Source organism: Sphingobacterium psychroaquaticum, assembly GCF_004421025.1.
GTDB lineage: Bacteria > Bacteroidota > Bacteroidia > Sphingobacteriales > Sphingobacteriaceae > Sphingobacterium > Sphingobacterium psychroaquaticum.
Window position 1 is genome coordinate 3,328,149 of the sequence record NZ_CP038029.1, and the last position, 25,815, is coordinate 3,353,963.

Annotated in this window: 22 protein-coding genes and 2 tRNA genes; 11 read left to right on the top strand and 13 right to left on the bottom strand. The window is 41.2% G+C overall.

What is annotated here, in order from left to right; all coding sequences use genetic code 11:
- The first annotated feature begins 159 nt into the window (after positions 1–159).
- Positions 160–1,479, top strand: a complete 1,320-nt coding sequence (locus E2P86_RS13725) for an NAD(P)/FAD-dependent oxidoreductase (RefSeq protein WP_085471132.1) — start codon at positions 160–162, stop codon at positions 1,477–1,479.
- Between the two features lie 7 nt (positions 1,480–1,486).
- Positions 1,487–3,160 (top strand): DNA polymerase/3'-5' exonuclease PolX, encoded by a 1,674-nt coding sequence (locus E2P86_RS13730; RefSeq protein ID WP_134433554.1) that lies wholly within the window; start codon positions 1,487–1,489, stop codon positions 3,158–3,160.
- Between the two features lie 191 nt (positions 3,161–3,351).
- Here E2P86_RS13730 and E2P86_RS13735 read toward each other — a convergent pair whose 3' ends face one another.
- The 4 genes from E2P86_RS13735 to E2P86_RS13750 form a co-directional block, all read right to left on the bottom strand.
- Positions 3,352–4,143, bottom strand: a complete 792-nt coding sequence (locus E2P86_RS13735) for a M48 family metallopeptidase (RefSeq protein ID WP_134434066.1) — start codon at positions 4,141–4,143, stop codon at positions 3,352–3,354.
- 122 nt (positions 4,144–4,265) lie between these two features.
- On the bottom strand, positions 4,266–4,919 hold the full coding sequence (gene plsY / locus E2P86_RS13740) for a glycerol-3-phosphate 1-O-acyltransferase PlsY (RefSeq protein ID WP_134433555.1): 654 nt from the start codon (positions 4,917–4,919) through the stop codon (positions 4,266–4,268).
- Between the two features lie 121 nt (positions 4,920–5,040).
- The gene (gene nadC / locus E2P86_RS13745; RefSeq protein ID WP_085471134.1) at positions 5,041–5,895 is read right to left on the bottom strand and encodes a carboxylating nicotinate-nucleotide diphosphorylase; all 855 of its coding nucleotides are present in this window, start codon (positions 5,893–5,895) and stop codon (positions 5,041–5,043) included.
- Between the two features lie 81 nt (positions 5,896–5,976).
- Positions 5,977–6,372, bottom strand: coding sequence for a DUF4783 domain-containing protein (locus tag E2P86_RS13750; protein ID WP_085471135.1), 396 nt, complete (start codon positions 6,370–6,372; stop codon positions 5,977–5,979).
- A 253-nt stretch (positions 6,373–6,625) separates the two neighbouring features.
- Here E2P86_RS13750 and gpmI point away from each other — a divergent pair, with 253 nt between their 5' ends.
- The 4 genes from gpmI (at position 6,626) to E2P86_RS13770 (ending at position 11,210) form a co-directional block, all read left to right on the top strand.
- Positions 6,626–8,161, top strand: coding sequence for a 2,3-bisphosphoglycerate-independent phosphoglycerate mutase (gene gpmI, locus E2P86_RS13755; RefSeq protein ID WP_085471136.1), 1,536 nt, complete (start codon positions 6,626–6,628; stop codon positions 8,159–8,161).
- Positions 8,148–8,711: a hypothetical protein gene (locus E2P86_RS13760; RefSeq protein WP_134433556.1), complete on the top strand. Its 564-nt coding sequence runs from the start codon at positions 8,148–8,150 to the stop codon at positions 8,709–8,711. The genes gpmI and E2P86_RS13760 overlap by 14 nt, the downstream gene beginning before the upstream one ends.
- A gap of 396 nt (positions 8,712–9,107) precedes the next feature.
- A complete protein-coding gene (locus E2P86_RS13765) occupies positions 9,108–10,400 on the top strand; it encodes a 4Fe-4S dicluster domain-containing protein (RefSeq protein ID WP_134433557.1) in 1,293 nt (430 codons plus the stop codon).
- Positions 10,401–10,415: 15 nt separating this feature from the next.
- Complete coding sequence (locus E2P86_RS13770; RefSeq protein ID WP_134433558.1) at positions 10,416–11,210, top strand: (Fe-S)-binding protein; 795 nt, start codon at positions 10,416–10,418, stop codon at positions 11,208–11,210.
- A 95-nt stretch (positions 11,211–11,305) separates the two neighbouring features.
- On the opposite strand, the gene E2P86_RS13775 is transcribed toward E2P86_RS13770, so the two are convergent.
- The 5 genes from E2P86_RS13775 to E2P86_RS13795 form a co-directional block, all read right to left on the bottom strand.
- Positions 11,306–12,115, bottom strand: coding sequence for a hypothetical protein (locus tag E2P86_RS13775; RefSeq protein ID WP_134433559.1), 810 nt, complete (start codon positions 12,113–12,115; stop codon positions 11,306–11,308).
- A gap of 384 nt (positions 12,116–12,499) precedes the next feature.
- Positions 12,500–12,583, bottom strand: a tRNA-Leu gene (locus tag E2P86_RS13780).
- 63 nt (positions 12,584–12,646) lie between these two features.
- Positions 12,647–13,525, bottom strand: a complete 879-nt coding sequence (locus E2P86_RS13785) for a Ppx/GppA phosphatase family protein (protein WP_085471141.1) — start codon at positions 13,523–13,525, stop codon at positions 12,647–12,649.
- Positions 13,526–13,674: 149 nt separating this feature from the next.
- The gene (locus E2P86_RS13790) at positions 13,675–14,229 is read right to left on the bottom strand and encodes a hypothetical protein (RefSeq protein ID WP_085471142.1); all 555 of its coding nucleotides are present in this window, start codon (positions 14,227–14,229) and stop codon (positions 13,675–13,677) included.
- A gap of 100 nt (positions 14,230–14,329) precedes the next feature.
- On the bottom strand, positions 14,330–16,900 hold the full coding sequence (locus E2P86_RS13795; RefSeq protein WP_085471143.1) for a phosphoenolpyruvate carboxylase: 2,571 nt from the start codon (positions 16,898–16,900) through the stop codon (positions 14,330–14,332).
- Between the two features lie 371 nt (positions 16,901–17,271).
- On the opposite strand from E2P86_RS13795, the gene E2P86_RS13800 reads away from it, so the two are divergent.
- Positions 17,272–19,446, top strand: coding sequence for an FUSC family protein (locus E2P86_RS13800; protein ID WP_085471144.1), 2,175 nt, complete (start codon positions 17,272–17,274; stop codon positions 19,444–19,446).
- Position 19,447: 1 nt separating this feature from the next.
- Positions 19,448–20,431 carry a YpdA family putative bacillithiol disulfide reductase gene (locus E2P86_RS13805; RefSeq protein WP_134433560.1) on the top strand — a complete coding sequence of 328 codons (984 nt, stop codon included), beginning with the start codon at positions 19,448–19,450 and terminating at the stop codon, positions 20,429–20,431.
- Positions 20,432–20,459: 28 nt separating this feature from the next.
- On the opposite strand, the gene E2P86_RS13810 is transcribed toward E2P86_RS13805, so the two are convergent.
- Positions 20,460–21,071, bottom strand: a complete 612-nt coding sequence (locus E2P86_RS13810) for a TetR/AcrR family transcriptional regulator (RefSeq protein ID WP_085471146.1) — start codon at positions 21,069–21,071, stop codon at positions 20,460–20,462.
- A gap of 101 nt (positions 21,072–21,172) precedes the next feature.
- On the opposite strand from E2P86_RS13810, the gene murB reads away from it, so the two are divergent.
- The 3 genes from murB to E2P86_RS13825 all read left to right on the top strand — a co-directional run bounded on the left by murB (position 21,173) and on the right by E2P86_RS13825 (position 23,346).
- On the top strand, positions 21,173–22,192 hold the full coding sequence (murB, locus tag E2P86_RS13815; protein ID WP_317042123.1) for a UDP-N-acetylmuramate dehydrogenase: 1,020 nt from the start codon (positions 21,173–21,175) through the stop codon (positions 22,190–22,192).
- Positions 22,193–22,459: 267 nt separating this feature from the next.
- Positions 22,460–22,972, top strand: coding sequence for an RNA polymerase sigma factor (locus E2P86_RS13820; RefSeq protein WP_085471147.1), 513 nt, complete (start codon positions 22,460–22,462; stop codon positions 22,970–22,972).
- A gap of 134 nt (positions 22,973–23,106) precedes the next feature.
- Complete coding sequence (locus tag E2P86_RS13825) at positions 23,107–23,346, top strand: cytochrome b5 domain-containing protein (RefSeq protein ID WP_134433561.1); 240 nt, start codon at positions 23,107–23,109, stop codon at positions 23,344–23,346.
- A gap of 17 nt (positions 23,347–23,363) precedes the next feature.
- Here the strand turns inward: E2P86_RS13825 and E2P86_RS13830 are convergent, their stop codons facing one another.
- The 3 genes from E2P86_RS13830 to E2P86_RS13840 all read right to left on the bottom strand — a co-directional run bounded on the left by E2P86_RS13830 (position 23,364) and on the right by E2P86_RS13840 (position 25,806).
- Positions 23,364–24,284 carry a PfkB family carbohydrate kinase gene (locus tag E2P86_RS13830; protein ID WP_085471149.1) on the bottom strand — a complete coding sequence of 307 codons (921 nt, stop codon included), beginning with the start codon at positions 24,282–24,284 and terminating at the stop codon, positions 23,364–23,366.
- Between the two features lie 76 nt (positions 24,285–24,360).
- A tRNA-Asn gene (locus E2P86_RS13835) sits at positions 24,361–24,434 on the bottom strand.
- Between the two features lie 142 nt (positions 24,435–24,576).
- A complete protein-coding gene (locus tag E2P86_RS13840; RefSeq protein WP_134433562.1) occupies positions 24,577–25,806 on the bottom strand; it encodes a Glu/Leu/Phe/Val dehydrogenase dimerization domain-containing protein in 1,230 nt (409 codons plus the stop codon).
- Positions 25,807–25,815: the final 9 nt, after the last annotated feature.

Sequence of the window (25,815 nt, forward strand, 5' to 3'; positions counted from 1 at the left end):
TACACCTTACACTAAGTTTTTGTACTTTTGCAATAAAAGGTTGATAATCTTGCCAACTGCTCAACACATCAGCTAAAAGCAAGATAGCGAACAGGTTAAATATCTTAATTATTAAGGTATTCGCAATTACACCTTTAAACTGGACAAAATTAGTTTATCATGTTATTAGATCGTTCTGAACGAAACTTCCCAAGAGTTATTATTATTGGCGGCGGCTTTGGTGGTGTAGAAGCCGCACGACAATTTAAGGATAAAGAGGTGGAAGTGTTGCTTATTGACCGCAACAACTTCCACACTTTTCAACCCCTAATGTATCAAGTAGCCACAGGAACACTTGCCGCCGATGCCATATCCTTTCCTTTGCGCAAGATGTTCAAGGCGCAAGACAATTTCCGCTTTCGTATGGCCGAGGTACAAAAAATTGACCAAGCGAACAAAATCGTAAAAACATCAGTCGGCGACTATGATTACGACTATTTGATCTTGGCAACTGGCGCAACCTCAAACTTCTTTGGCAACCAAGGTATAGCCAAGTATGCTTTGCCAATGAAAAGTATTAAAGAGGCATTGAATATACGTAGTTATGTCCTTCAAAACCTCGAAGAGGCCGTTCTTCATGAAAGCCACCACGAACGTGAGAGGTACTTAAACTTTGTCGTTGTTGGCGGTGGCCCAACGGGTGTAGAACTTTCCGGTGCTATAGCTGAAATCCAACTTCACATTTTGAAAAAAGATTATCCGGAACTTGCGCCACATGAAATGAAGGTATACCTGATTGAGGGAACAGGAAAAATTTTGGGGGCTCTATCCGAAAAATCATCACAAAATGCAGAACGCTACCTGAAAGAATTGGGCGTTCAAATCATGTTGAATACACAGGTTACCGATTATGATGGCAATACGATCAGCTTCTCCGATGGACAGACGATCGCGACGAAAACGGTTATTTGGGGCGCTGGTGTTATGGGGCAATTCCCAGAAGGAATCTCTCCAGAAATTGTACAGCGTGGAAACCGCATCCAAACGGATGGTCAATGTCGCGTAGAAAATATGGAGGCGGTATATGCCATTGGTGACGTTGCGGCCATGATAACAGAAAATACACCGCGAGGACTACCTGGGGTTGCTCCAGCGGCACAACAACAAGGGGCTTATGTTGCGAAACACATTCTAGCACGCATGAATGACCAGAGTATTGCCGACTTCAAATACTTTGATAAAGGATCGATGGCGACCGTCGGTCGTAACCGCGCTGTAGTTGACATGGGCAATTTCCATATGAAAGGCTTTTTAGCATGGTTAACATGGATGTTTGTCCATTTAGTTTCTATCTTTGGATTTAGAAATAAGTTAGTAACTTTTGTAAACTGGAGTATTAAATTTTTCACTAAAAACAGTGGTATTCGTTTGATTATTGACAAATACCAACGGCCAGCACCTGCAAAAGCAAAAGAAGAGAAAGAATTCGAATTTCATTAAAAAAGATATGGATAACAAAGTCATAGCAAAAGCCTTTAAACTAAGTAGCCAACTGATGGAGCTACACAATGAAAACCCGTTTAGGACCAAAGCTATGGCTTCCGCATCCTTTAAGATAGATAAACTACCTTTTCCTGCTGCTACGGCATCATTTGAAGAATTAAGTGAACAGCCAGGAATCGGCAAAGGGACGGCGGAACGAATCCAAGCATTTGTACAAACCGGGACTTTCCCGGAGCTGCAACAGCTAATCGACAAAACTCCAGCAGGGGTACGCGATATGTTAAGCATCAAAGGCCTGGGGCCAAAAAAAGTACAAGTTATTTGGCAGGATTTAGAAATCGAATCTGTTGGTGAACTACTCTATGCGGTCAATGAAAATCGACTGATTGAGGCAAAAGGCTTTGGTTTAAAAACGCAGGAAGACATTAAGAAATCCATTGAATTTGCCAATGCAAACCAAGGTTTGTTTTTATATGCTAAAGTAGCGCGTCAGGCAGCTGCGTTCTTGTCGATATTAACGACAAATTTCCCGAGCGAACAGCATGCTATTACCGGAGATTTCAGAAGAAAGGCTGAGATAATTGCTCAGCTTGAATTTCTAACAACCAGCTCCCTCATCGATCTTGCAGATCAGCTACAGCAACTCGAAGAATACACCGTTGTACCTTCGGAGGAGGGCTTTTTACTTTACACAGATCCCGTTGGCCTGCATTACAAGATCATCGCAACAACACATGCTTCCTTTGCTTTAGACTTCCTCAAAACAACAGGCAGTGAGGCGCATATACAGCAGCTACTATCGCTTGCTTCGCCACTCCCAGCCTTGGAAAATGAAGCTGCAATCTACAGCGCTCTAGGTCTAGATTATATAGAACCAGAATTACGTGAAGGTGGAGCAGAGATAAAATGGGCTAAGGAAGGAAAACTCCCTACACTGATTACATTTGAGGACCTCAAGGGTACGGTGCATAACCACTCGACATACAGTGATGGGGTACACACGCTAGCACAAATGGCCTCCTACTGTAAAGAAGAATTAAAGCTTGAATATCTCGGAATATGTGACCACTCCAGGACAGCGGTGTATGCCAATGGTTTATCCATTGAACGGCTTGCCGAACAATGGAAGGAGATCGATCAGCTCAACCAATCGCTAGCACCTTTCCGTATTTTTAAGGGCATAGAGTCGGACATCCTATCTGACGGTTCGCTGGATTATCCAGAAGAAATATTAAGGCAATTTGATTTTGTGGTGGCTTCGGTACACAGCAATCTAAAAATGGACGAAGAGAAAGCAACGGAACGATTGTTAAAAGCAATAGAAAATCCCTATACCACCATCTTAGGTCACCCTACAGGTCGTTTACTCCTCAGCAGAAGTGGTTACCCGCTGGATTTCAAAAAAATTATTGACGCTTGTGCCGCTAATAAGGTGGTAATCGAGATCAATGCCAATCCGCTGCGCCTTGACCTAGACTGGCGTTGGCATCAGTACGCACTTGAAAAAGGTGTGATTCTTTCCATAAATCCAGACGCACACCGTACGGAAGGTCTTCTGGATATGAACTACGGCATCAACGTTGCGCGTAAAGGTGGTTTAACGGCTGATAAATGTTTGAATGCGTTTACGTTGGATCAGATCGAAACATATTTTAAAACTAGAAAAGGCACTATATAGTGCCTTTTTTAGTTATTTTCTTGATGAGGATTTTTCTTACTTTTTTCTTGATAAAAAAGTAAATAAAAAATCAAGGCTGCATTCCTTATGCTGGCTTCTATCGTCCTTCGCTAAATTATCCAAAACTCATTTCGTTCAAACAAGACTTCCTACAATCTACGAACTACACGCTCCCAACTACGAACTACCCTCTACTTCTTATAATACTTGCGTGCCTCAGGCAATAAGCGCTGAATATCAGTAATACGACGAGCATCACTTGGGTGCGTACTTAAAAACTCAGGTTGCCCGCTAGCCGCTTTTGCAGATGCCATACGCTCCCAAAAGCCAACTGCCGTTTCCGGATTGTAGCCTGCCATCGCCATAAAGATCAGTCCTAATTTATCCGCTTCAGACTCATTGCTTCGTGAATATTTAAGCATAGCCAACTGCCCACCTATACCGTAGGCATTATTTATTAAACCTTGAACAATAGAACTTTTTCCTGCCGTTGCTACGCCCAGTACCTGTGCACCAATTTGCATCGCATACTGATTAGACATCTGCTCCATGGAATGGCGTGCAATAGCGTGCGCAATCTCATGCCCCATCACCGTCGCCAGTCCCGCTTCATTTGCCGTAAAAGGTAAAATGCCTGTATAAACGGCTACTTTCCCCCCCGGCATACACCACGCATTTACATCTGGGCTTTCAATCAAATTAAACTCCCAAGTAAAGTTATACTGTGAAGCCATACCTTGCGAAGTCAAATATTTATTTACCGCAGCAGCGATATTATTACCCACTTTTTTAACCAATGCAGCATTAGAGGTACCTGTTATTACCTTCGTTTTCGGTGAACCTAAAAACTCTTTATACGCCGTGGTTGCCTGTTCTTGAATCTGATCATCACTAACCAAAGCCAATTGCTTGCGGCCCGATAGGGGCACGGTAGAACAGGATGCAATGGTCAAACCCAGTAAAGCCATTGCGGTATATTTCATCGTAAATATTTTCATCTCTTTCGTACTATTATTCTGCCTGAACAGGTTTCTAAAACGCGTATAACAATACCCCATCTAGACACCTTCTTATATTAGCGTTGTAATCGACACAAATCTTGTGCCTAAACATCACGTTTTTGTTTCTTAAACAAATAAATCTTAGACTCATGCCCTTTGAGCAATCGTTCTATATTCTTTTGGTGCGTGACCAAGATCAAAGCGCATATAGCAATACCATACAAAAGCACCGCAGGAACGGTCGTATGAAAAACAAAGGCAATACTGAATGGGAACGTAAATCCGGCTAAAATTGAACTCAAAGACACATAATGGGTGACCAGAAGTGTAATGAGAAAAACAGTTACACAGCATAAAGCAGCCTCCGGATGAATAGCAATCACCATCCCGAAAAGTGTTGCAACGCCTTTCCCTCCCCTAAATCCGGCAAAAAGGGGAAATAAATGTCCCAGCACCGCAATTACTCCTAACGCCAATTGAAAATTAACAAACTGTGAAGAGCTGGGAATTCCAACAATCGTAGAATCCAACAAGTATGGTAAATTTGTTGCTGTCCATCCTTTAAGGATATCAACAAACATAACAATAGATCCAGCTTTTTTGCCTAGAACTCTAAATGTGTTGGTTGCTCCGGCATTTCCACTTCCATACTCCCGTACATCCACGCCGTAGAAAGCCCCTCCAAACCACACTGCTGAGGGAATGGAGCCAAACAAATACGCCAGTATCACAATCCCTACTAAATAAACTGAAATCATATATTATTTAAGCTTCCTAAACAGCGATAAAACTAAAACATCTATACCCAACATAAAGGCTATCAAGAAATAGTTTACCGGTGTCTCTCCTTACGAGATAAACGTTATTTAGGAAATATAATTAAATTAATTTTGCCTTTAAACTTAAATCCAAACTTTTTACAGAATGGGTTAAAGCACCTACCGAAATATAATCCACGCCTGCCAGTGCATAATCACGTATCGTATCCAATGTAATACCGCCTGATGCTTCCGTTACCAAACGACCATCGACCAACGCTACCGCGTCAGCCACCTGATTTGGCGTAAAATTATCCAGCATCACACGATCTACTTTTGTATTTGATAGTACTTCACGAAGTTCCTCCATATTACGGACCTCTATCTCAATCGGAATCGTTAATGCTTTCTCCTCTTTATATGCCTGTGCTCTTTGCAATGCTTTTGTAATTCCACCAGCATAGTCGACATGGTTATCCTTGATGAGGATCATGTCATACAAGCCAAACCGATGGTTTTCACCACCACCAATTTTAACGGCTTCTTTTTCCAGAAAGCGCAACAATGGTGTTGTCTTACGGGTATCCAAAACTTTGGTCTTTGTTCCAGCCAATTTTTCAGCATATAGCGCCGTGCGCGTCGCTATGCCAGACATGCGTTGCATCACATTCAAAACCAAACGCTCGGCTTTAAGTATACTGTGTATACTTCCGTGAACATAAAAAGCAATAGCGCCAAACACCACATGATCACCATCTTTGTGACGAAGATCCAACACAAGATCAGGATCTATCGTATTAAAGATAGCACGTGCAACTTCCACGCCTGCCAAGATTCCCTCGTCTTTAACGAGCAACTGCGCCTCTCCAATAGCTGTGGGATCGATCGTTGACAGCGAAGTATGATCTCCTTCTCTGACATCTTCTTCCAGTGCTAATGCTACAAACTTCCTCAGTTTATCAATCTCAACCGCCATCTTTTATGTGTTAATTTAAGCGAAGATGGAGAAAAAAAATTTTATAATAAAATCGTAGGTTAATTTTTGTGTGTTCACGATTTACTCAATCCGCAGCTCTGATACCTTAAATTCGTTGTTAGATTCCACCAGTTTTACAAAAACACGATACGTCGAACTACTTGTGCGCAAGGAGAACACGACAAAAGAATTAGCCGAACTTTTAGCCCGTTGCAATTCCTTTAATTGAGACACTTTATTCGAACGAAAAAAATCATCTAACAACAACTCCGCCTGAAACCGTGTATATACACGCTCGTCTCGCTTGATGGACAAGGAGACACTATTCATAAACGTTGCACTTATTCCTTTTGACGTTCCTGTTTTCAGGGCGGAGGAGATGGAATTCACGACGTCATCAAAAGGATTTTTAGCACTGGCAGACAAACTAGTCAACGAAACCAGCACCAAAAGAACAACACACTTTACAACTTTCATTTACAATTTAATTTTTTAATCTAACTCACCATAGTCTATCCGCATCATATCTTTATATGTGCGAAAACTATGCCAAGTGCTCGCTGTTTTCTCAAATAAGTAGTGAGCCAAATCTACATTATTTTTTTTATAAAAAAAGAGACTAGGATACACAGCCTTACCAACACATCCATTCACCTCGAATAAAGCATTTTGTTTACCAGAACTACATATACGATATTGCAAAAAAAACTAAATTTAGTTAAGTTTGTGTGTGCATAACTCAGACAACAAAAAAGTAGCCCTCCTAATCTTAGATGGTTTAGGATATGGCAAAGACGATAGTTCAAATGCAGTAAAAGCTGCCGATACCCCATTTTTAGATTATTTATTATCGACCTACCCAAACTCTACCCTAGCCGCTTCTGGAGAAGATGTCGGCCTTCCGGCCGGACAAATGGGTAACTCCGAAGTTGGGCATATGAACCTCGGTGCGGGACGGATCGTATATCAAGAATTAGGACGCATTAATAAAGCGGCCAAAGCGGGTGAATTTGATAGCAATGCAGTGATACAGGACGCATTTAACTATGCAAAAGCAAACGGTAAAAATGTACACTTTATCGGACTCTTGTCTGATGGTGGTGTTCATGCGCATATCGATCACTTAAAAGCGTTATGCGATGCTACAAAAAAGGCGAACCTTGGCGACAACCAAGTATTCATTCATGCTTTTATGGATGGTCGCGATACAGACCCTAACGGTGGCTTGGGTTACATCGAGCAATTAGAGCAACATTTACAAAATTCTAATGGCAAAATCGCTAGTGCCATCGGTCGCTACTATGCGATGGATCGCGATAACAGATGGGAACGTGTAAAGGAAACATACGATCTATTGACCCAAGGCATCGGAACTCCTTCAACTGATTTAAAAAAATCAATACAAGCATCATACGATCAAGGCATTACAGATGAGTTCATCAAACCTATTGTAATGACGGATGCAAGCGGTGAACCATTAACACGTATCCAACCTGGCGATGTAGTCTTCTGCTACAATTTCCGAACAGATCGTGGTCGTGAAATTACAATTGCATTAACACAACAAGCGTTTCCGGCGCAGGATATGAAACCGTTGGATCTCTACTATGTTACGATGACGGGGTATGATGATACGTTCAAGAACGTGCACGTGGTTTTCCAAAAAGATAATTTGACCAATACCTTAGGTGAGGTTCTAAGTGCACAAGGAAAAACGCAGGTTCGCATTGCGGAAACAGAAAAATATCCGCATGTAACCTTCTTCTTCTCTGGCGGTCAAGAAGCGGCATTTGCTGGAGAAAACAGATTGTTGGTGCCTTCGCCAAAAGTTGCTACATATGATCTACAACCAGAGATGAGTGCACAGGGTATCACCGATGCCATCTGCCAAGATATGGAAAGCAATGCTCCAGATTTCATTTGCTTAAACTTTGCAAACCCAGATATGGTAGGACACACCGGTGTATTTGAGGCTGTTGTGAAAGCTGTAGAAACAGTAGATCGTTGCACGAAAAAAGTGGTAGACACAGGTCTCGCGCTTGGCTATTCATTTATTATTATTGCCGACCATGGAAATTCAGAGTTCATGCTGAATGAAGATGGCTCGCCAAATACAGCACACACCACAAACTTGGTACCTTGTATTTTGATCGACAACCACTTTAATCATATTAAAGATGGAAAGCTAGGCGATATTGCCCCTACAGTTCTTACTTTGTTGGGCTTACCGATTCCGGCAGAAATGACAGGGAATGTATTGGTATAAACGACCCTATAAAATAGGTAAAGCAGCCATGGTTATTACCATGGCCGCTTTAGTATTCGCCTGTTCGGAGCAGACCGCACAAGTGGAGCATTTTGCAAGCAAACAGCTGGATATACCGGCATTTTTTACGACAGAGATAGCTCGTTTATCGGCGGAGAAACCCGAAGTCATTAAAACGGTTAAAAAGGATAGTATTGTGGAAACAAAAGATATTAAGATTGATAATTGGGAAAATGAATTAGCAAGCTTTCTTACCGTGGACATCAACAAACCGGCTTATGCGGGATACCTAAAGAAAGACAGTGTTGATCGACGGGTCACCTACCATTCCACAAACCCAAAATTGGATCTTAAGCTCGTAGAAATAACCTATAACGATAAAGGACAACCTATTACCTTTCGAATAGACCGAAATATAGATAATCTTTTATACGATACAGAGGAAACGCTGCACTACCAGAAAGATGTTGGCTATCAACTTGAGAAAAGACAACATGTCCTTCTCTTGGGAGATAAGTATTACCATATTTCAGGTAAAATAAAACAGTAAGAACGTCGAAAAAGAGGGCGTTCTTCTTTTTAATCCAGAGAAATGAAGCAATGACTATCTTGTATGACGCATGATTGGTTTTAAATACGCTATACAAGATAGTCATAACTTCCCAAAGCGAGGATCCCTCGTATAGACTTTACCTCGGCGCCATTCATCTCCTCTTCCACCGAATGACAACCAATCTACTCAAACAAATCGCAGCGAGGTCGCTCCTCCTGTTTAGTTTTTCATTTCTCAGAACAAAACACCGGCTTATACGTTCTCTAACCAGAGAGGTTACGTCTCTTTCTTATTGAATCATAATATTATTTGTAATCTTTCCAAATTAATCATTATGCATGCATAGTATTGATTAGTATAATTATATTTGTAATTGAACCTGAAATATTAGTTATGATAAGTCAACTCATATTTTTTATTTTATTCGCCGTTGCGATCGTCTTTTTTGCACGTAACGCGAAGAAAATATATAGAAACATTAAACTGGGCCGCGCTACGCAGCGAACGGACAATCCAGGTGAACGATTTCGGATTATGGCCATGGTCGCTTTAGGACAGCAAAAAATGTTCAAGAAGCCGCTAGCGGCGATCCTCCACGTTTTTGTTTACGTTGGTTTCTGTATCATTAATATTGAGATGCTCGAAATCGTCATCGATGGCTTATTTGGGACCCATCGGGTTCTTTCTGTAATGGGTGGTTTTTATGATTTCTTGATTTACGCCTTTGAATGGCTAGCGCTTGCTGTACTGGTGAGCTGTGTTATCTTTTTCATTCGTAGAAACGTATTACATATTTATCGATTCGGCGGACGAGAACTACTAAAATGGCCGCGTACGGACGCAAATATCATCTTGATTACGGAGATTCTCTTGATGGCAGCATTTCTAACCATGAATGCTGCCGACGGTAAGCTCCAGCAATTAGGTGCCGACGGTTATCATACCGCGGGAGCATTTCCGGTTAGTCAATATTTGGTCGGGCTATTACCCGATAGCATAAATGGTTTAGTGATGGTCGAACGCTTTTGTTGGTGGTTCCACATTATTGGTGTTCTTTTATTTCTAAATTATCTGCCGCTATCAAAGCACCTCCATATTATCTTAGCGTTCCCGAACACGTATTTCTCCAACCTAACTCCTAAAGGCAAACTAAACAATATCGAAAGTGTAACAGCAGAAGTAAAAGCCATGTTGGACCCAAGTTTGCCACCACCGTCTGGTGAAGTGACACGCTTTGGGGTAAAAGATGTGCAAGACTTGACCTGGAAAAATCTACTTGATGCTTATACGTGTACCGAATGTGGACGCTGTACAGCAAGCTGTCCGGCCAATATTACGGGTAAATTATTGTCACCGCGGAAGATTATGATGGATACACGGGACAGGGTTACCGAAGTGGGCAAACAAATTGATCAAAAAGGAAGCTTTGAAGACGACGGTAAATCCTTGTTGGACACATACATTACTCGGGAGGAAATTTGGGCGTGTACCAGCTGCAATGCTTGTGTTGAACAATGTCCAGTCAATATCAATCCACTGGAAATTATTATAGGCTTACGTCAGTACGCCGTGATGGAGGAGTCGCAAGCACCAAGCAGCATCAACGGCATGTTCAGTAATTTAGAAAACAACGGTGCCCCGTGGAAATATGCACAAGCAGACCGCGCAAACTGGGCCAACCAATAATTAAGACACATATCTATGGAAAATACATTTCACGTACCCACTGTTGCTGAATTGATGGCCAAAGGTCAAACTCCAGATTTATTATTCTGGGTAGGCTGTGCCGGAAGTTTTGACGAGCGGGCGCAACGCATAACGAAAGATATATGTAAAATTTTAAATCATGTCGGTCTGAATTATGCGATTTTAGGAACCGAAGAAAGTTGCACTGGAGATCCTGCAAAACGTGCAGGTAACGAGTTTCTATTTCAGATGCAGGCCATGATGAACATTGAAATCTTAAATGGTTATGAGATAAAAAAAATCGTTACCGCTTGTCCACATTGCTTCAACACGTTAAAAAATGAATACCCGGAACTGGGCGGAACTTTTGAGGTTATTCACCACACACAACTTATCCAAGATCTTATTGATCAAGGAAAACTACGTCCGGATGATGGCCATGTTTTTAAAGGTAAAAAGATTACCTACCATGACCCTTGCTATTTGGGACGTGCGAACGAAGTCTATGAAGCACCGCGTAAGGTTTTAGAGTCGCTGGATGCTCAGCTATCTGAATTAAAACGTTGCCGTAGCAATGGCCTTTGTTGTGGCGCCGGTGGTGCGCAGATGTTTAAAGAACCAGAACCCGGAAATAAAGATGTAAATATTGAACGTATCGAGGATGTCATCGAATCAAAATCAGAAATCGTAGCTGCAGCATGCCCTTTCTGTATGACCATGTTAAGCGATGGCGTAAAAATCAAGGAGAAAGAGCAGGAGATCCAAGTTCTTGATATTGCCGAGATAACAGCACGCGCAAATAAACTATAAACTATACATTATTAAACAAAAAGAAAGCGCTTTGGATCCCATCCAAGCGCTTTTCTTGTTCTATTCCCTATTCATTCCAAACCAGCCCCTACTCCTTATTTTAAGGTAATACGTTTTGCTAAAGTCTTTAATGCGCCACTGTACGAATCCAGTCCACCCATAAAAGGTTTTCGTGTATCGGAGAACAGCTGTCTGCCATTGGAATCATAGATTGACAATAGCACTTTTGTATTGTAGTTAGTCGAAGTATAGGTATTATTCGATCGAACAGCGGTACCTTTCGTTCGATCCTCTTGCTTTTTATCATTGTATGTTGTGACACCAGAGCCAATCGTGGACGTTCCTTTATTTTCAATTTCATAGGCACCTACTATAACATAGCTCACCCCTAGTAACTTCGCTAGTTCTTCAGGAACATGGTTTGCTATATCCGAAAGCTGAATTCCTGATTTAGCTAACATAGCATTCGTTGTTCTAGGATCTTGGATCTGAAAAGATAATCCACGCGATTTAATCGCATCCACACAAGATTGTTGAATTTCCCGACGCATGGCATCAGTGGTCAATGCCTGATCGTTACTCACGATCTCGAAAGGAAGAACCGCAAGCTGGTTGCTCGCCACCACAGAAGGTGTAATTCCAGTTACAGCAGAAGAGTTCCCAAAAGACTCTTCCCTGCCATTTGCAAAAACAATCTTATTTACCGTTTGCTTTTTGAGCTCATATTGTACCTCCTCCCCGGTGTACGAAAATTTAATAACCTCATCACCTATCGAAACAACCTTTCCCTTCTTTTGACTACCGTCACTTAGGTAAATAACATCTTCTCTTTGTTGCGCCATGGTCGTTGTAATATGCACTAAAAACACAACAACATAAATTGACAATTTTGATATCAGTTTCATAATTCCAATAATTAGTTTTAATTATTACAGCTTAAATACTTCATAATAGATGACAACTATATCTAACAGATTTTTTCCATTTATTGTTTTTACATGATTACTTTTTTTGTGCCGTAAAAATTAATCCCTCGCACAAAAAAACAGGCTTTACGTGTAATCCAGAGGTTAAGCAAGCTGGGCTATCCATCTTATAGCCCCCGTTCCGTTAAATATGGGTCTTACAGATAATGAAAAACAAGTAATAACAAATAAACAAGAGGACTTGAGGATTATAGAAAGGTGGACTGTGCTAAGCTAGAGGTGCCCCCTACTTCCAGCTACAAGAAAACAACAGGTGTATATTTAATAAAAAAGGAGACGACTATAACTAGTCGTCTCCTTAAGTGCCCAGGAGCAGATTCGAACTGCCACGCCCATGCGAGCGCCACCCCCTCAAGATGGTGCGTCTACCAATTTCGCCACCTGGGCTTGAGTTGCACAAAAATAGTTTTTTTCATGAGATTTGGAAAAGAAATCTTTGCCTTTTCACTATTATTTTCCTAAATCCCTCGCTATCAAAGTCTGAATTATACCATCCACCAAACCAACGCGTGGTGCCGTAATATTTTTCAAGTGTCCGACCTTCATAATAGTTAAGAAAATCTCCGCAGCAGGGATAATAACATCTGCACGATCTTGTTTTAACCCCAACACGTGAATCCTATCTTTAAGGGAATATCCATTCAAATAAGTATAAATCGCACGCAGCTTTGCGTAGGACATCGGCTTATCCGCTTTTTCATTGGCTATACGGGACAATTTATTAATGTTTCCGCCTGTACCGATACCGTATATATTTTTATAGCCCCGCGTACTCTCCCGTACCCAAGTTTTCATTTCTTCCCACGTTTCCGGCTTATCTTGATTATCCAGAATACGGATGGTACCCAAATTAAACGACTTAGAGGCGACAAGCTCTTGGTTTGCAAAAAGTGAAAGCTCTGTACTACCACCACCCACATCAATGTACAAATACACCTTATTCGCATCCATCGTATCTTGCAAATGGCTGTTGTAAATAATTTCAGCCTCTTCTGCTCCACCAATAATCTGAATATCGATACCTACCTCACGACAGGCTGCGACAATTTCCGGGCCATTATCGGCATCCCGCATCGCTGACGTTGCACAGGCCATGTAGTTCGTCACCCGATAAACATCCATCAGGTTCCGAAATGCCTGCATTGTCTTTACCATATTGACAAACTTAGGCTCCGAGATATGGTGCTGGATAAAAGCATCATCGCCTAGACGCAATGGAACACGGATCAATGCTTCTTTCTTGAAGCTGACAGGATTTTTTTCTTGGTTTATTTCGGCAATCAATAACCTAACGGCATTGGAACCGATATCTATAGCTCCGTATCTCACGTATGTATCTTTATAATTAAAATAATCGATCTAAAAAATATACACAAGTATAGTAAATCAAATATTAATTTAATATTAAGTCAAATAATAAACAAAAAAGGAATGTGATTCTCTCACATTCCTTTCTCATTTATTATAAATATCGTGACTTAGTGATGTCCACCTGCTTGTTCCTTGCCACCCGCAAGTTTAAACAATTCGGCAACCTTCTCTACGTTTGCTTTTGCAAATTCACGCAAACCTACGTTTGTATTAACGCTTAACCGCTCAAACTGTTCTTTGATAATAGCCGATTCATGTTGAACATGTTTTACATAGTCGCTCGCGCCATGTGCCGCCACTGCATGTGTCGCTGTGGTATCCGCTACAGGTGCCTCGTATTTCGCAGCTCCTTTGATTGGAAAATCGACTTGATTAACCACGGCTAGACTATCTAAAACAGGTAAGATACTACCATAAACTTCCTTAGCTTTTGCTGCAACTTGCTTAACCTGCGCTTCACTAGCAGACTTTTCGATCGCCGCTGCGTAATCAGCCTCATAAGCCGCTTTTGCACCTACTACTTGAAAAAAATGATAAGCATCACCGTCAGCTAAACTAGTATGCGTATATTTCAGTTGATTTTCCTGTGCCGTCTTTGGGTTACAAGAAGCAAAGAACATACTGGCACACACACCTGCAACAAATAAAGTATTTAATTTCATCTCTTATCTATTTATTAATAGGACAAACTTAGATAAATTTGCCCTTATAAACAATATAAATACGTTATACACAGAAGAAATTTGTATCTACACCATACATTTAGGCTAGATTTCTTCCGGCATTTACAACACCATAAATAGTACGTCCGATAAGCTTTTTATAAGCGGCTTCTTTTTCGGTCGAAACATTATTGTTTAACAGTGTGCGAATAGCATAATGTTGAATGATCAGCAAAGGAAGTACAATTTTCTCACGTGCCAGAATCGAAGCTCTATCGATTGGATAATCTTCCATCAATACCTGGGAATTACTAAGCTTCAATGTATAGGCTTTCGTCAGCTCATACTCTTCCCGCAGCATCAACCAAAAGTCGCCGAACTTCTCATCGTATTGCATATAAGCTGTAATGTCAAAGTTAGACTTTGTCATAGACATCATACAGTTGTCGATAATGGTCTTAAACATGCCCGAGCTTTCGTATAGATTTTTGACATAAGACCATAGATTATTCTCCTCGGCCCAACGCAATGCAGTTCCTACGCCAAAGAATCCAGGTATATTTTGTTTCAACTGGCTCCAAGAGGTCACAAAACTAATGGCCCGCAAATCTTCCAAACGCAATTCTTTCCCATTATTTCGCTTCACTGGACGACTACTAATATTCACGGCTGAAAGCTCCTTCAATGGACTCAATGTTTCCAGATAAGGCAGAAACAATGGATTTTTACGAAGAGACATAAATTTATTATAACTCTCTTGTGCCATCTGATCAATAATAGACTTTTGTTTCGCGGTTAGTGTATCTCCCTCCTTTTGCTGCAATTCTGAAATCATCCCCGCCTGTAAAAGCTGTTCAATATTATATTGCGCCGTTTCCAAGGAACCATACTGGCTACTGATTGTCTGCCCTTGAATCGTTAATTGAATATGTTCGTTCGCAATCTCTTTCCCCATAGAAGCATAGAATTTTTGCGTTTTACCACCACCACGTGCTGGAGGGCCTCCCCGACCATCAAAGAAGATCAAGTCCACATCATACTCCCTTGCAATCGCGGTCAATTCAATTTTTGCTTTATAAATAGACCAGTTCGCCATCAGGTATCCGCCATCCTTTGTACTATCGGAAAAACCAAGCATGATCGTCTGTTTGTTACCTCTTCTCTTTACATGTGCAGCATACTCTTTATGTGCATACAACGTACGCATCACATCCGCGGCACGGGATAGGTCATCAACCGTCTCAAATAATGGCACAAAATCGATAGTCAACGCATCTTTCTTCCAGCCCGACCATAAGAACAACTGCATAAGTCCCAAAATATCGGACGCTTGTTGGCAATTGCTTATAATAAAGCGTTGTGCGGCACGCTCACTACCCGATTTTTGAATATCCTTCAACAAATCAATAACCGACAAGGTGTCTACCACCAACGCATCGGCATCATCCCCGAACGAAAGTTCCTTTTCTGACAAGGTAATTGCTTTTTGTTTGTTTTCTTCCGTTTCAAGATCTCCTACTGCAATTCCCAGGTCAGGATTACGCTCCACCAGGTAGTTAAAGGTATTACGTAGAATACTACTATCCTGACGGATATCCAGCGTTGTAAAATAACAACCAAAAGTAACCACCTTACGAATTAAATCTTCCACTAACTCCACAAACAAACCATCGTGGTGTTGATTTAGAACATCTTTAACTGCGTTTAAGTTCTCTAAAATTGTTGCCGTTTCATCATTCGGACGCTCCTGCGGATTAAACGAGTTCTCATAGAACAGATTCTGTAAAACCTCCAAATATTTCTCCACACCACGGAAAGTAATCCGACGTTTCACGATGCGGAAGTCTCGGTAATAACAACGGAAAAGTATGGTGCGCAACATCGCCGCTACTTTTTTAGTACTTTCCGCCGTTACGTTTGGATTTCCATCTCGATCACCACCCGGCCAGAAACCAAGTTCAATCAGCTGCTTGACACCCTCGATCGGTACTTCCAACTCATTGTCAATCTGCGATTGAATTTCGGAGGCTACTTTATAAAACACATTTTCCAAGAACCAAGCTAAGCTTGCCGCCTCATCAATAGGTGTTGGTTTTTCCTTATTTATAAAGGGTGTTTTTCCCAATTGCTGCAACAGCAACTGAATATTCGAGACATCATTCAGTTTAAGTGCTTCGATCAAGTCTGTGATAATCGAAAGAACAGGTCCTGGATAAAACTGGGTTGGGTGTGCTGTAAGCACCAAACGAACGGAGAAATCGTGTAGTTTATCCACGATTTTCTTTTTCATCTCGGGGTTCTCTTGTGCCCGGCGAAACATCGAATGCAGAAGTCCGGCTTCATCATTCTTACCAATCGCCTGAAAAGCCGAATCCTCGACCGCATCAAACAAAACAACCTGACGTTCAATATACTGCACGATACGGAACAAAAAATCCAATCGATCTTCTTCCTGCACATATTGTTCATACTGCCCAAAGAAACTATCGATAATAGCTTCTGGTGTTAAGTGTTCTTCAATTCCCTTTTCACAATGCGTTGTAAAAAAAGGCAACACAGTCCCTGTATGTTGAACCCGTTGAAAGGGCAACGTCAGGAACAAACTCTTATAGAGATCAAAACGTGTTAAGACCTCGTTATTGAAAACAGATTGTTTTTGACTTATTTTCATAATGTATTGTTAATCTTCTTTAAACAGCTCCATAGCCTATCGAGTTAGTGGCATCGAGTTTTTTGACAATATGAACCGGTTTAGTATAAAAAGAAAATGTATAAAGTAACAGTATTTCCTCAAAATTGCACTAAAGTATGCAATTATTACATCTAATCAAATTTTAAAATAAAAAAAATATATAAAAATCAGTGTTTTATTAAAAAATAAGCAAAATAAAACTCCTTTACATGGTCGTTCTTTTCAATAATTGTAAAGCTACGTATCCTACATCAATTAGTGAAAGGCAATTGTTTATTCAACAGCTTTTTTTGTATGTTTGAGCAAAGAAATTTCTCTACACATTATTTTTACGCGCTTTTGATCATTCTATGGACAAGACTAAGGAAATCAGCAACTTCTTTTATAGCCAGTATTTCTCAGAAGGATTAAAAATCACGTTCGGATGTATCGTGCCCGTAATTGTATGCGCTTACTTAGGTGATTTTCATATAGGCACTTTAATCTCGCTCGGTGCATTACTTGTCGGCTTATCAGACACGCCTGGCGCGCCGTCACATAGACGACTCGGTATGCTTTCTACAGCGATGTTGTGTATGTTCACCTACCTGATCATTTCACATATCAACCATTCTGTCCCACTTACCACCATAGGTATTGCCGTACTGAGCTTTTTGTTTTCCATGCTTGCTGTATTCAATGCCCGAGCTGCGACAGTCGGTTCGATGGCCATCTTAATGATGCTGATCAATATACGCGGAGATATTAATGAGAATGAAAAGTGGATGTACCTTGTTTATATTGCGACAGGCGGTGCCTGGTATATGCTGATCAGCATGTCATTGATGCAAATAAGGCCGTATCGTATTGCCCAACAAGAGCTATCGGAGTCCATCCGGTATGTCGCAGATTATATTCGCCTGAAAGCAAATTTTTATGACGCCAAAACCGATTTTGATGAAAACTACTTAAAGCTCATCGAAAAGCAAGTAGAAGTGCATACCCATCAAGAAAGTGTGCGTGACATTCTCTTTCAGAGTAAACGATCGATTAAAGATACCACGAAAATCGGTCGTTTTTTGACCCTGGTATTTTCCGATGTAGTGGATCTTTTTGAACAGAGTATGACCACCCAATATGACTACAATGCCATTAAGGCTGCATATGGAAAATCGGGGGTCCTATCTTCCTTCAGACATGTCCTCCTGAAAATAACCAATGAAATGGATAATATGGCGTATGATCTTAACGCCAATAAAATACCGAAACCGCTGTATGCGTTTGAAAAAGATATTGCTTTGCTAAAGGAAGCTGTAGATAAACTCGAAAAGGAAAATATCAATACCATTCCGCTCAAGAAGATTATCATTAACATCCGAACGATTGTCAAGTTTTTGGATAATATATATAGCTACGGTGCTTCTAAAATTTCAGAGATCCCGAAAGAAGAAATTGACTCTGCATCTCAGTTTGTGACGCGTGACCAGATCGACTGGAAAAAGTTCAAAGGCAACTTTAGCTTTGAATCATCAGTCTTTCGACATGCGCTCCGGATGGCTATTGTTTTATCGGGCACTTACCTCACCTTGAACCTTGTCGGTTTTAATCCGAACGGCGTTTATTGGACATTACTCACCATCATGGTGATCCTTAAGCCTGGTTTTGGTCTCACCAAAGAGCGAAATGTCCAGCGCCTTATAGGCACCGTTCTGGGAGGTATTATTGGAGCCGTAATTTTGCTTACTATAGAAGATGAAACAATCCGCTTTGTGCTGCTTATTTTCTTCTTCTTGACGGCCTATAGTATGTTCCGCATCAACTATATTGTAGCGGTTCTCTTTATGACCCCATACGTACTTATCATGCTCAGCTTTAACGGCATGAATACCTTTGAAATGGCGCAGGAGCGTATTCTTGACACCTTCTTGGGGGGAATGATAGCCTTTCTTTCCAGCTATATTATTTTTCCAAATTGGGAGAGTGCGCAGTTCCGAAACAACATGCGTTCTCTTTTGATAGCCAACTACAATTATATGGCGCAAGCTCTGCAAATGCTTAGCGGACAAAACCTCTCCGTAACCGCTTACAAGCTAGCACGTAAAGAAGTATACATCGCTTCCGCCAATATGGGATCTACTTTTCAGCGTATGCTAACAGAGCCTAAATGGAGACAAAAGCATACCAAAGAGGTCAATAGATTTGTTATATTAAGCCATATCTTCTCTTCCTATGCGGCTAATTTACTCAGCCAGGTCAACCAAACAGAGAAAGAGGCTTTCCACAAGGAGCACGTTAAACTGCTGCGCAAAACATTAAATGAGTTGGAAAAAGCAATCGCAACCTTACCACATGAAGGCGAAGCCGACTTTACAACGCACAATATCTTTCCGGAGTTACAAGATGCGGCTGAGGTTGAAGATGAAAACAGCAATCTAATTACAGAACAATTACAATTCTTGAGCAAAATATCAGGAGATTTACATAAAGTGACACAGGAGATCGCCCTTTCTGGTGAAAACGAACTAGTGCCCGTATTACGAAACTGACATGGAGAATCATTTTGATGTTTTAATTATAGGAGGTGGTCCAATAGGCCTAGCCTGTGGAATCGCCGCCCAGGAAAAAGGTTTATCACATATTATTCTAGAAAAGGGTACCCTGGTAAATTCCCTTTACCACTACCCGGTTAACATGACTTTTTTTTCCTCTTCGGAACGCTTAGAGATCGGCGACACACCCTTTGTCACGACTCTTCCAAAGCCGAAACGTGCGGAGGCTTTAGAATACTACCGACGGATCGATCAAAAATTTGAACTCAACACCCATTTGTTTGAAGAGGTGGTAAGCCAGCACCAAGAAGATGGGATATTCCACGTGAAAACAACAAAAAACACCTATACCGCTAAATATGTGATTGTTGCAACAGGGTTTTACGACATCCCCATGCACCTATGTGTTCCTGGAGAAGATCTACCACACGTTTTTCACTACTATAATGATCCTCATTTTTTCACCAATCAACGCGTTATCGTAGTAGGCGCCAGCAACTCTTCTATCGATGCCGCACTAGAAACGTATCGGAAAGGTGCTAAAGTGTCCTTAGTAATTCGAGGCACAGAAATTAGTCCACGGGTAAAATATTGGGTAAGACCCGATATTGAAAATCGAATTGCAGAAGGTTCGATCGACGTATATTTCGAGAGTCAAATAAAGGAGATACTTCCACAATATACCGTAATCGACACCAAAGAAGGTGTAAAGCAAATACCGGCCGACTTCATATTGGCACTAACGGGATACCGGCCAAACTTTGACTTTCTGCGCCAGCTCGGCATCGAGATACCACAGGAAGCGCCAATGATCCCGACCCATAATGTGAATACGATGGAGACAAACGTTCCTGGACTATACCTGGCTGGCGTAGTTTGTGGCGGGCTAAATACACACCTCTGGTTTATTGAAAATTCAAGGATTCATGCCCGCCAAATTATAACGGACATCTTACAGAAAGAGAAAGCGGTTAGAGCCTAACCATCTCAGATCAGTAAAACAAGATATGCTACGGCCGTAGCCCGCGTAAGAAGATATGAAGTAATTTTTTCTGTTTGGTCAAGATGAGCTCAAACTCATCTGGTGAAGGAAAAAGACAGTCGTTTACCTGTTTACTTAACACCCCTGTACGCATTCCCATCAACGCAAAAGACATTAATTCAGATGTCTCATTGAGATCATCGACAACAATTTCGCCATTTTTAACACCGATTTCCATGATACGACTATCCTGTTCTTTGATCTTCTCAAAGTACGGGCCTACACTCTTGCTCATCTCGCCAGGGTTTTGCATAAACAGGGAGGAGGAATACTCAAAAAGGTTGTAGTTCTCGCGCAACATCTCCATACGCAGCTCGATAGCGTGATTCATTGCCTTCTCCACCGTAATACACTTCGATAATGAAGCATCTACCTTAACCATCATATCATTGATGACATAACCTAACACAGCCGTATATAAGCTGTGCTTATCTGGAAAATAATAATACAAAAGAGCTTTCGAAAAGGATAGATCCTTGGCAATCTCAGCCATCGTTGTCTTCGCCATTCCAAAGTGAGCAAAACGTTTCTTTGCAACATCTAAAATTTTCGCTCTCTTGATATCAACATTCTTGGGCATGATACTTTTTTCCTCTATATAACTAGCGTTTATACTATCTTTACACTTTACTATAAAATTAGTTCTTTTTTTGAATTTTTAAAAGGATTAGTCAATATAAAATGATGAATCATATCCAAAACGACGTTTCTTTACAGCCTTTTAACACATTTGGTGTAGATGCCCGCTGCAAACAGTTTATATCCATTGAGGACGAAAGCAGCCTTTCCTCACTTTTCTCGGCAGGACATTTCACCAATAGTCCTTTTTTTGTCCTTGGTGGAGGCAGTAATGTGCTATTCACACAGGATTATGATGGTCTTATTATTCGTATAGCAAATAAAGGAATTACACATTTCATTGAGGGAAATTATATTTATGTTACAGCCAAAGCAGGTGAAGTGTGGAATGACTTCGTATGGTACTGCATAGACCGCGATTTTGCCGGAATAGAAAACTTGGCGCTTATACCTGGAACGGTCGGTGCCTCCCCGGTTCAAAATATCGGCGCCTACGGCACCGAATTGATGGATGTCTTTTATTCTTGTCAAGCATTCGATACTGAAACCGGATCCTTCACAAGCTTCACAAATGCAGACTGTAATTTTACGTATCGCGACAGTATATTTAAGACAACCTACAAAGGACGATATATTATTACCTCGGTGACCTACCGACTTGCGGTGAAACACCAGATTAATAGTTCCTACGGCGCAATTAATAGTGAGTTAACAAAACGTAACATTACCAATCCGACCATACGGGATATTGCCGAGGTTGTTTCGCACATTCGTGTGGAAAAATTACCCGATCCTTCCACGATAGGTAATGCCGGAAGCTTCTTTAAGAACCCGATAATCGATATAAATATTTTCAATAAGTTGAAACAGGAGTTCCCCGAGATTGTTTCCTATATAGTAGACGACACACATGTAAAGTTGGCGGCAGGCTGGATGATTGAAAAATGTGGATGGAAGGGGAAAATCGATGGTAACGTAGCTACATGGAAACATCAAGCACTGGTTCTCACCAACTTGGGGGAAGCACGTGGGTCTGAAATTTACGACACATCGTCCAAAATAATGAACGATGTGTACGATACATTTGGTATTAGACTCGAACGCGAGGTAAACGTTTTATAAAGTTTTCCACATTTGTGAATTTCAATTGTTAAAAACTACCTTTTAAGAGCCACCCAAAGCGCATAAAAGGTAGTTTTCCTAAATAAGCATTAACTGTAACGAATAGTTAATATTTTTTTAATATAGAATAATGTCAAATCAAAAAGTTTAGCACGCCCTTTGCATAACTCTTTGTCAGAAACCGTATTTCATACAAGTGAATACAACCTTATTACAGATTGTAATTAATTTTTTTAACTCATTGTAAACTTTAAAATCCAATCTAGTATGAACAAGACAGAATTCAATACTTTAGTAATCCAACAGTCAGATTCATTAAAGGCGTATGCAAAAAATTTCACTAGAGACCAGGATGATGCGAACGATTTGGTACAGGACACCCTGCTGAAGGCTGTCACCTACTTTACCAACTTCAGGGAAGGAACAAATCTTAAAGGCTGGTTGTACACCATCATGAAGAATACCTTCATTAACAACTACAGACGGATCATTAAGACCAATTCATTTATTACAAAAGAAGAGGAAATTACAAGTGCTAACCTTGTCGTGTCTGCCACGAGCAATGTCGGTGAAAACCGTTTTGTGATGGACGACATTAACCATGCGTTAGCTAACTTATCGGAAGAGTATTACATACCTTTTACGATGTATTTCGAAGGCTACAAGTACCATGAGATCTCGGATCATTTAAACATTCCTATTGGAACAGTAAAGACCAGAATACATGTGGCTCGTAAAGCCATGAAAAAAACTTTAAACGCGTATCAGTTCGGATATTAACGCCAGCGAAATCCGACGCTGTATTAGTCAACTCTTATAGTACACAAACCCATGCTATCCAAAAGGTAGCCCAGGATTGTTATGTTCTAAAATGGGAATTTGTAAGGAAAACCAAATTTAGGTAAGTTTGGCCCGTGGAACACGACTGCCCTACTTACACTAAATCGCAACTAGCGTTGCGCAATGGACAAGACAAACCCGAAATATGGGTATCCTATAAAGGACTCATCTATGATGTTTCCTTAAGCAGGTTATGGCGAAACGGCAAGCATTATGAACATTGGGCAGGTCAAGACCTAACCGATGAACTTGCCGATGCGCCGCATGCTGACCACGTCTTTGCGAAATTTACCGTTATCGGAAAACTCGCCTAAGCGATCAGCCCTCTTTATTATTCGCTGATCTCAAATTTAGACAACGCTATAAATTGCTTTATGCGCGCTTGAATATCAGTTGCTGTTAAACTTTGCAATTGTTCTGTACCAAATTTTTCTACACAGAACGAGGCTAAAGCAGAACCGTAGATAATGGCATTCTTCATATTGGTAAAGTTAATCGTTTTCACTTTCGCTAAGTAACCAATAAATCCACCTGCAAAGGTATCACCTGCTCCTGTTGGATCAAACACATCTGCTAATGGTAGCGCTGGTGCGGAGAAAATCTGTCCTTCCCCAAACAACAATGCCCCGTGCTCTCCTTTTTTAATGATCAGGTATTGCGGTCCCATTTCTAAAATTACCTTCGCCGCCTTCACTAACGAATACTCACCCGACAACTGGCGTGCTTCCGCATCATTAATTGTCAAGACATCAACTTTCTTCAATACAGCTTTCAAATCCTCCAACGCAACATCCATCCAGAAGTTCATGGTATCTAAAACCACCAACTTAGGCTTATTGTCTAAACGCGCTAAGGTATCCATTTGCACCTGTGGTGTCAAGTTACCCAACAAAATATATTCACAGTCTTGGTACGATGCCGGAACTTTAGGATCGAAATCCGCCAATACGTTCAACTCGGTGATCAAGGTATCACGGCTGTTCATATCATTGTGGTATTTACCAGACCAGAAAAATGATTTTCCTCCCGCTACGATCTCCACTCCTTCTACATCAATTCCTTTCGATCGTAAAATATCTAAGTTATCATCTCCAAAGTCATCCCCAATTACACTGACTAACTTTACGTTATCGTATAAATAAGAAGCTGCCAAACCAGCAAAGGTAGCTGCGCCACCTACAATTTTATCTGTTTTTCCGAACGGCGTTTCGATCGCATCAAAAGCAACGGTACCAACAATTACTAAACTCATGATTTTTAATTTTTTTGAAAGTATTTGTATCCAAAAGCTCAAAAAAAAACCGGCTAAAAATAGCCGGTTTCCTTTGCTCCTGAAGCTGGGCTCGAACCAGCGACCCTCTGATTAACAGTCAGATGCTCTAACCAACTGAGCTATTCAGGAATTTCCTTCGAAAGAGCGGCGTGAGCTGCTTTTCTAAAGTGAGACAAAGATAAACCTTTGTAGCATATATTCAAAAAAAAAGTAAAAATATTTTTCACCAATATGCCGATGGATTACCCCTATCTCACGTTTCAAAGAACTTCTAACTTAACAATTGCCTCAAAGCCAGCTCGTAAGCCTTCGACGAGATATTTTTAGGCTGCGGAGTCAGGGCATGAATATTTTTCATCTCCTCCCGAATAACCGAAGAAACATCGTTAAAAATAGCCTCGTCGCTGATTTCAATATTCGGCTGCATCAAATAAGCAAACACACGCGCCATCCCGCAATTGGCTACAAAATCAGGAATTACAGCCACCTGCTCATCGGCATACTCCATCACTGGACCGTAGAAAATCTCGCGATCGGCAAAAGGTACATTCGCACCCGAAGCAATAACTTCCAAACCGTGCTCAATCAATAAGCGAACCTGCTCTTTGGACACCAACCGCGAAGCCGCCGCTGGAATAAAAATTTCGGCTCCTATTGACCATATCTTCTCATTGATTTCATCAAATGAAAGCATGTTTGGATGGTTCAGCGCGTTGCCATTTCGATTTAAGAACAGAGCAGTAATTTCCTCTTCGGTAAAACCAGTGGTATTCACCAACCCGCCAACACGATCAATTATACCGACGATCTTCACGCCTTGTTTCACCAAATAGAAGGCGGCGGCAGCGGCCACATTCCCCCAACCTTGTATAATAGCACGCTTCCCGGCAGAAGAACCATCGTAAATACTGTAGAAGTGCTTGATTGACTCCGCAACGCCAAACCCTGTAATCATATCGGCTACGCGATATTTACGTTTCAGATCCGGACTGTATTTTGCCTCTTCCAATACTTTGGATACCCCGTGACGCAACTGGCCAATTTGATGAATACGTCCGTTTTCGCGTACATCAAAATGCCCGGTTAACACTCCTTCTTGGGGATGCCATAACCCATACTGCTCCGTCAACGGAATAACGTCATGGATTTCATCGACATTTAAGTCCCCGCCCGTACCATAATAATTCTTGAGCAATGGAGTCACCACTTTAAACCAACGGTCTAACACACCTTGCTTGCGTGGATCTGACGGATCAAAATTGATCCCCGATTTCGCCCCACCAATCGCCGGTCCCGAGACCGTGAATTTAACTTCCATTGTTTTAGCCAGCGATTCCACCTCATGCCGATCCAAACCAGCACGCATACGTGTACCACCACCGGCAGCACCACCTCGTAACGAGTTTATAACCACCCAACCCTCTGCATCTGTTTCGGTATCTTTCCACTCGAAAACAATTTCTGGTTTTTTTTCCTCAAAGGCCTTCAGCAAGTCTTTCATTTTCAATTT

Coding starts and splice junctions, on each gene's coding strand:
- E2P86_RS13795 (WP_085471143.1), bottom strand. CDS start 16,900: ATGAAAATAAGTCAAAAACAATCTGTTTTCAATAACGAGGTCTTAACA.
- E2P86_RS13800 (WP_085471144.1), top strand. CDS start 17,272: ATGGACAAGACTAAGGAAATCAGCAACTTCTTTTATAGCCAGTATTTC.
- E2P86_RS13790 (WP_085471142.1), bottom strand. CDS start 14,229: ATGAAATTAAATACTTTATTTGTTGCAGGTGTGTGTGCCAGTATGTTC.
- plsY (WP_134433555.1), bottom strand. CDS start 4,919: ATGATTTCAGTTTATTTAGTAGGGATTGTGATACTGGCGTATTTGTTT.
- E2P86_RS13820 (WP_085471147.1), top strand. CDS start 22,460: ATGAACAAGACAGAATTCAATACTTTAGTAATCCAACAGTCAGATTCA.
- E2P86_RS13810 (WP_085471146.1), bottom strand. CDS start 21,071: ATGCCCAAGAATGTTGATATCAAGAGAGCGAAAATTTTAGATGTTGCA.
- E2P86_RS13730 (WP_134433554.1), top strand. CDS start 1,487: ATGGATAACAAAGTCATAGCAAAAGCCTTTAAACTAAGTAGCCAACTG.
- E2P86_RS13760 (WP_134433556.1), top strand. CDS start 8,148: ATGTATTGGTATAAACGACCCTATAAAATAGGTAAAGCAGCCATGGTT.
- E2P86_RS13805 (WP_134433560.1), top strand. CDS start 19,448: ATGGAGAATCATTTTGATGTTTTAATTATAGGAGGTGGTCCAATAGGC.
- E2P86_RS13750 (WP_085471135.1), bottom strand. CDS start 6,372: ATGAAAGTTGTAAAGTGTGTTGTTCTTTTGGTGCTGGTTTCGTTGACT.
- E2P86_RS13725 (WP_085471132.1), top strand. CDS start 160: ATGTTATTAGATCGTTCTGAACGAAACTTCCCAAGAGTTATTATTATT.
- E2P86_RS13765 (WP_134433557.1), top strand. CDS start 9,108: ATGATAAGTCAACTCATATTTTTTATTTTATTCGCCGTTGCGATCGTC.
- E2P86_RS13735 (WP_134434066.1), bottom strand. CDS start 4,143: ATGAAATATACCGCAATGGCTTTACTGGGTTTGACCATTGCATCCTGT.
- murB (WP_317042123.1), top strand. CDS start 21,173: ATGATGAATCATATCCAAAACGACGTTTCTTTACAGCCTTTTAACACA.
- E2P86_RS13830 (WP_085471149.1), bottom strand. CDS start 24,284: ATGAGTTTAGTAATTGTTGGTACCGTTGCTTTTGATGCGATCGAAACG.
- E2P86_RS13770 (WP_134433558.1), top strand. CDS start 10,416: ATGGAAAATACATTTCACGTACCCACTGTTGCTGAATTGATGGCCAAA.
- nadC (WP_085471134.1), bottom strand. CDS start 5,895: ATGGCGGTTGAGATTGATAAACTGAGGAAGTTTGTAGCATTAGCACTG.
- E2P86_RS13840 (WP_134433562.1), bottom strand. CDS start 25,806: ATGAAAGACTTGCTGAAGGCCTTTGAGGAAAAAAAACCAGAAATTGTT.
- E2P86_RS13775 (WP_134433559.1), bottom strand. CDS start 12,115: ATGAAACTGATATCAAAATTGTCAATTTATGTTGTTGTGTTTTTAGTG.